Here is a 6,319-nt window from a genome sequence, read left to right as displayed (position 1 = left end):
CCTTCGCGCCCCCGTGCGCCACCCCCCCCGATTGGCCCCTGTTGCCGCGGATCCCCCCCGGGGCCCCGGCGGGCGGGCCCGCCCGCCACCCCCCCCCGGCCGCGGCGAGGGCGGTGAGGACGACGGAGGCACCCGCGCGGGAGCCGAAACTGCGTGGGGATGTCAGGGTGGGCATGAATGTCCTCCGAGTCAGACGATTTTCATACAAATCGCTCTTTCGCCTGGACTCTGCTTGATGGACACCACGACAGCCGGAACCGACGCCCGGCGCGCCGTCAGAGATCGCCCGGGCGGCGCAATCCTCCGCCCCGCTCCCCCCGGCGCGCCGGCCCTCGGGTCACGGCGACGGCAGGAGGTCGACGGGTACTCCGTTCAGCACGGCGTTGCCCGAGAGCGGGTCGAGCAGGCTGCCGTCGAGGAGCTGGTTGACGTTGACGCCGGGGGTTCCCGCGGCATGGCCGAGCCGGGTGCCGGGGCGGTCGTGGCCCCAGCCGTGCGGCAGGCTGACCACACCGGGCCGGATGTCCTCGGTGACCTCGGCGGGGACCACCACCTCTCCCCCGGCCCCCCGGACCCGTACGTCCGCCCCGTCCCGCACGCCCAGCCGGGCGGCGTCCGCCGGGTGCAGGTGCAGGGTGCAGCGGTTGGAGCCGCCGGTGAGGGCGGGCACGTTGTGCATCCAGCTGTTGTTGGAGCGCAGATGGCGGCGGCCGACGAGGACCAGTCCCGCGGGGCGCTCGTGCATCGCCTGCCGGAGCCGGGGCAGGTCGGCGGCGATCGGCCCGGGCAGCAGCTCCACCGCGCCGCTGCGGGTCCGGAGCGGCTGGGGCAGGCGCGGGCACAGCGGGCCGAGGTCGATGCCGTGCGGGTGGGCGAGCAGCTTCTCCAGGGTCAGCCCGTCGGGGCGGGCGCCGAAGCCGTCGCCGTACGGGCCGAGGCGCAGCATCATGTCCAGCCGCCGCTCGGGGCCGTTGTCGCCGGTGAGCCGGGCGGCCAGCTCCTCGGGGTCGCGGCCGTGCACCGGCGAGTGGGCCTCGGTCACGGCCTTGCCCAGGGTCTGGGCGATGACCATCGCGTCCACGGCGGCCGGGTCGGCGCCGTGCATGCCGCTCGCCGCGAGCACCAGCCGGGCGAGGATCTCGGTCTCGGCCATGCGGCCGGGCTCCAGCGGGACGGCGGGGCGGGTGTAGCGGACCTGGTTGCGGACGGCGAGGGTGTTGAAGGCGAAGTCGTGGTGCGGGCTCTGCGCGGGCGGGGGCGGGGGCAGCACCACGTCGGCGTGGCGGGAGGTCTCGTTCAGGTACGGGTCGACGCTGACCATGAAGTCCAGGGAGTCCAGCGCCTTGTCGAGGCGGTCGCCGTCCGGTGCGGACAGCACCGGGTTGGCGCCGACCACGATCAGGGCGTGCACCGGCTCGCCCTCCGCGGCCTGGGTGTCGATCTCCTCGGCGAGCGCGGACAGCGGCAACTCACCCTTCGCCTCGGGCAGTTGCCGGACGCGGGAGTGCCAGCGGCCGAGGGCGAAGCCGCGGCCGGGTCCGGCCGGGCGGGGGGTCTTGTCGGTGGCGGCCTGCGGGAAGAGGGCACCGCCGGGCCGGTCCAGATTGCCGGTGAGGATGTTGAGGACGTCGACCAGCCAGCTCGCCAGGGTGCCGTGCGGGACGGTGCAGCTGCCGATGCGGGCGTAGACGGCGGCGGTCGGGGCGGCGGCGAGTTCGCGGGCCAGGGTGCGGATGACGGGGGCGTCGATGTCGCAGGCGGCGGCCACCGCCTCCGGGGTGAACTCGGCCAGCGCGTCCCGGAGTTCCGCCAGGCCCTGGACGTGCGGCGCGAGGTCCCCGAGGTCGACCAGGCCCTCCTCGAACAGCGTGACCGCCATGGCGGCCAGCAGCAGGGCGTCGGTGCCGGGGCGGATGGCGAGGTGCCGGTCGGCGAGCCGGGCGGTCCGGGTACGGCGCGGGTCCACCACGGTGAGCCGGCCGCCGCGGGCCCGCAGCGCCTTGAGCCGGCCCGGGAAGTCCGGCGCGGTGCACAGACTGCCGTTGGACTCCAGGGGGTTGGCGCCGATGAGCAGCAGATGGTCGGTGTGGTCCAGGTCCGGCACCGGGATGGCGTTGGCGTCGCCGAACAGCAGGCCGCTGGAGACGTGCTTGGGCATCTGGTCGAGCGTCGAGGCGGTGAACACGCTGCGGGTGCGCAGGGCGCCGAGGAGGACCTGCGGGTAGAGGGCACCGGCCATGGTGTGCACGTTGGGGTTGCCGAGGACCACTCCGACGGAGTCGGCGCCGTACCGCTCCACGACCGGGCGCAGCCCCGCGGCCACCGCGTCGAAGGCCTCTTCCCATGTGGCCTCGCGCAGTTCGCCCGCCACCCGGACGAGCGGGGTGCGCAGCCGGTCGGGGTCGCCGTCGACGGCGCCGAAGGAGGCGCCCTTGGGGCAGATGAACCCCTTGCTGAAGACGTCCTCGCGGTCACCGCGGGCGCCGGTGACGCGGGTGCCCTCGATGGTGAGGGTCAGCCCGCAGGTGGCCTCGCACAGGGGACAGATTCGCAGGGCGGTGCGGGACACGGGGTCCTCCCGTCGGATCGGCGGCGGTGCCGGGCGAGCGCGGAGCGGCTCGGGGCGGTGCGGGGTGAGCGCGCGGAGCGGCTCGGGGCGGTGCGGGGTGAGCGTGGAGCGGCTCGGAGGCGAGCATACCGACCGGTAGGCATGGGCGGGAGGGGGTGGCGGCCAGCCGTGCGGAAGCCCGCGACGGCCGGCCCCTCCCCGGCGTCAGTCGAGGACGCGCGCCAGATACGCCCGCAGCAGCTCGCGGGTCTCGGCGATGATCGCCTCGTCCCCCTCCGGGTCCGTCCGGAAGGCCAGCTGGACGAGGGTGTCCGCGCTCTCCACGGCCACCAGGAAGACCCGGCGCAGCTCCGTGTCCGGGGTCCGGCCGAGGTAGCGGGCCAGCAGATCGGTGAGCCGGTCGGCGACCCGGGTGTTGGGCTCGGCCTGGCGGACGCCGACCGGGATCTGGTTGCCGAAGTCGACCAGGGAGAAGCCGGGCGCGGTGCGCTTCATGGCCAGGTACTCGTCGAGGACGGCGTCCATCGCGGCCCGCCAGTCCCCCCGGGCGGTCTCCTTCAGCCGCGCGGTGACGCGTTCGGTGTACCGCTCCAGGTTGCGCTGGGCGAGGGCGTCGGCCATCTGCCGTTTGTTGCCGAAGAACCGGTAGACCGAGCCGATGGGCACACCGGCGCGCAGGGCGACCGCCCGGGTGCTCAGTGCGTCGTAACCGACCTCGTCGAGGAGTTCGGCGCACGCGTCGAGGATCCTGGTCAGCCGTTCTGCGCTGCGCCGCTGGACGGGCGCGCGGCGGAGCGAGGTCGCGTGGGGCACGGACTTCATGATGCCTTTCCGCCGGGGCCGGGTGAAGCTCGCCCCCTGGTACGGGCAGGAGTGCCGGTGTGCTCATCCCCCGGTTCGCGGGGCCGCGGCGGCCGGCGAGGGGGCCCGGCTCTGCGCGTCCGACACCGTGATGTCCGCCGTGCTCTGCACCGGCCTGCCCTGTACGGCCCACACGGTGCCGTCGTCGGCGTACAGCCTGGCGGTGACATGGTGGGTGCCGTGCGGGACGAGCCGCTGGGGCAGGTGGTAGCGCGGGGCGCGCAGCCGGGCGACCTGGTGGCCGTCGACCAGGAGGCGGACCCGTCCGCGTCCGGGCACCGCGGTCGGCCGCGCGTCCGGCGCGGAGCAGCGGAAGCGGTGGAAGGACAGCCGGACGTCCCAGCCGCCGGCGGGGTCCGGGGTGACCTCGACCCCGACCTCGGGTGCGCTCTGGGCGGCGACCTGGCGCAGGTGCCGGCCGGTCCCGTCGGTGCCGGTCAGCACCTGGCCCACGGGCGACGGCGCGGACGTACCCGGCCGGGGCGCGCCGTCGTCACAGCCCGCCGCGCCGAGCGGCAGCAGGACGCACACCGTCAGCGCGGCCCCGAATTTACGCGTCCACGACATGTCCGGAAGCCTAGAACAGCGCTCCGCGCCTCCGGATCCCCCTCAGGTCTGGTTCGCCTCCCCCGCAGGACGTACGGGGGAACCCCTGGGGAAGCGGATCTCCGAGGCCCTCTTGCGCGCACCGCCACTGATTCCTACGGTATTGCATAGGAATCAGAGCGCGAGGGAGCGATCATGAGCGATGGGGGTACCTCCCACGGGAGCGTGTTCGAGCGTGGGGGAGCGCGGAAGACCGCGGCGGCACTGTCGTATCTGACCGGGTTCGGCAACGAACACTCCTCGGAGGCGGTGCCGGGCGCACTGCCCGAGGGCCGCAACTCGCCGCAGCGCGCACCGCTCGGGCTGTACGCGGAGCAGCTGAGCGGCTCGGCGTTCACCGAGCCGCGAGCGCACAACCGGCGCTCGTGGCTGTACCGCATCCGCCCGTCGGCCGCGCACCCCGCGTTCACCCGCACCGACAACGGCGCGATCCGCACGGCCCCCTTCACCGAGACCGTGCCCGACCCCAACCGGCTGCGCTGGAACCCGCTGCCGGAGCCGCCGGCGGGCACCGACTTCCTGGCCGGCCTCTGGACGCTCGGCGGCAACGGCGACGCGACCCAGCGCACCGGCATGGCCGTGCACCTCTACCACGCCAACTCCTCGATGGAGCGGGTCTTCTCGGACTCCGACGGGGAGCTGCTGATCGTGCCGGAGCGGGGCGGGCTGCTGCTGCACACGGAGTTCGGGCGGCTCTGTGTGGAGCCTTCCTATGTGGCGCTGATCCCCCGGGGGGTGCGCTTCCGTGTGGAGCTCCTGGACGACACCGCCCGGGGCTATGTGTGCGAGAACTATGGCGCCCCGTTCCAGCTCCCCGACCTGGGCCCGATCGGCGCCAACGGCCTCGCCAACCCCCGGGACTTCTGCGCACCGGTCGCGGCGTACGAGGAGGAGGACGGCCCGGTGGAGGTGGTGAACAAGTTCTGCGGCAACCTCTGGACGGCCACCTACGACCATTCGCCGCTCGACGTGGTCGCCTGGCACGGCACCCATGTGCCGTACATCTACGACCTGCGCCGTTTCAATGTGATCGGCACCATCTCCTACGACCACCCGGACCCGTCGATCTTCACGGTCCTCACCTCCCCCACGGACACCCCGGGCCTGGCCGGCGTGGACTTCGTGGTGTTCGCGCCGCGCTGGCTGGTGGGCGAGGACACCTTCCGGCCGCCGTACTTCCACCGGAACGTGATGAGCGAGTACATGGGCCTGATCGAGGGGGCGTACGACGCCAAGGCGGAGGGTTTCGTGCCCGGCGGCGGCTCGCTGCACAACATGATGTCGGCGCACGGCCCGGACCGGGAGACCTTCGACCGGGCGAGCGCGGCCGAGCTGACGCCGCAGAAGGTCGACAACGGGCTGGCCTTCATGTTCGAGACCCGCTGGCCGGTGACGCTCGCCCCGCACGCGGCCCGCGCCGGCCACCTCCAGCAGCGCTACGACGACGTGTGGCAGGGCCTGGAGCGGCACTTCCGCCCCGTGCGGTGACATTGCACTGAACCGGTCCCGACAGGTACGGATAGCCGAGTGACCTCCTTCGCACCGGACTCGATCGTCCTGAACCGCAAGCTGCCGCTCTGGTATCAGGTGTCGCAGTCGCTGCGCGCCTCGATACTCGGCCGTTCGCCCGAGGACCCGCTGCGGCTGCCCACCGAGGAGCAGCTGGCTGAGCACTACGGCGTCAGCGTGCTGACCATGCGGCAGGCGCTGAAGGAGCTGGAGGACGAGGGGCTGATCAGCAGGCACCGCCGGCGCGGCACGTTCATCGAGCCGGACGCCCGGCGCGGCGCGCCGGTGCGGCTGCTCGGCTCGGTGGACGCGATCGTGGCCCAGCAGTCCGGCATGACGACGGAACTGCTGAGCCACGGGCCCGCGCCCGTGCCGGCGGGGCTCGCCGAGTACTTCCCCGGGGTGGCGGAGGTGACGACGTACCACCGGCTGCGCAGCGACGAGAAGACCGGGGAGCCGACCAACCACGCCGTCAACCACGTACGCCCCGAACTGGCCGCGCGCATCGACCTGGACGACCTGGTCCGCTGGCCGATGACCAAGGTGCTCCGGGACGTCGTCAAGGCGGACATCAGCCGGATCACGGACACCGTCGAGGCGCGGCTCGCCGACCCGGAGACCGCGCGGCTGCTCCAGGTGCCGCTGCTCAGCCCGATCCTGCACTACACCGGGGTGACGTACGACACGGCGGGGCAGGTGCTGGACGTGGCGGTCATCCAGTACCGGGGGGACCGGTTCGCGTTCACCGTCACCCTGGACGCGACCTGATCCGGG

The 6,319-nt window shown here is 73.6% G+C and carries 5 protein-coding genes; 2 read left to right on the top strand and 3 right to left on the bottom strand.

Annotated features, from left to right (window positions below; genetic code table 11):
* Positions 1-337: 337 nt before the first annotated feature.
* From ACFVIU_RS31085 to ACFVIU_RS31075, 3 genes are all read right to left on the bottom strand, one after another.
* Complete coding sequence (locus ACFVIU_RS31085) at positions 338-2,569, bottom strand: molybdopterin oxidoreductase family protein (RefSeq protein ID WP_385846578.1); 2,232 nt, start codon at positions 2,567-2,569, stop codon at positions 338-340.
* A gap of 204 nt (positions 2,570-2,773) precedes the next feature.
* Positions 2,774-3,391 carry a TetR family transcriptional regulator gene (locus ACFVIU_RS31080; RefSeq protein WP_385846577.1) on the bottom strand — a complete coding sequence of 206 codons (618 nt, stop codon included), beginning with the start codon at positions 3,389-3,391 and terminating at the stop codon, positions 2,774-2,776.
* 63 nt (positions 3,392-3,454) lie between these two features.
* Complete coding sequence (locus ACFVIU_RS31075) at positions 3,455-3,997, bottom strand: hypothetical protein (RefSeq protein WP_385846576.1); 543 nt, start codon at positions 3,995-3,997, stop codon at positions 3,455-3,457.
* 174 nt (positions 3,998-4,171) lie between these two features.
* Between ACFVIU_RS31075 and hmgA the strand changes: the two genes are divergently transcribed.
* Together hmgA and ACFVIU_RS31065 are read left to right on the top strand one after the other, a co-directional pair.
* Positions 4,172-5,524: a homogentisate 1,2-dioxygenase gene (hmgA, locus tag ACFVIU_RS31070; protein WP_385846575.1), complete on the top strand. Its 1,353-nt coding sequence runs from the start codon at positions 4,172-4,174 to the stop codon at positions 5,522-5,524.
* Positions 5,525-5,563: 39 nt separating this feature from the next.
* Positions 5,564-6,313, top strand: a complete 750-nt coding sequence (locus ACFVIU_RS31065; RefSeq protein WP_385846574.1) for a GntR family transcriptional regulator — start codon at positions 5,564-5,566, stop codon at positions 6,311-6,313.
* The last annotated feature ends 6 nt before the right edge of the window (positions 6,314-6,319 follow it).

The sequence above is a fragment of the Streptomyces sp. NPDC127190 genome (genome assembly GCF_042672505.1).
Taxonomy (GTDB): Bacteria; Actinomycetota; Actinomycetes; order Streptomycetales; family Streptomycetaceae; genus Streptomyces.
This window is presented reverse-complemented; position numbering and strand designations above follow the sequence as displayed.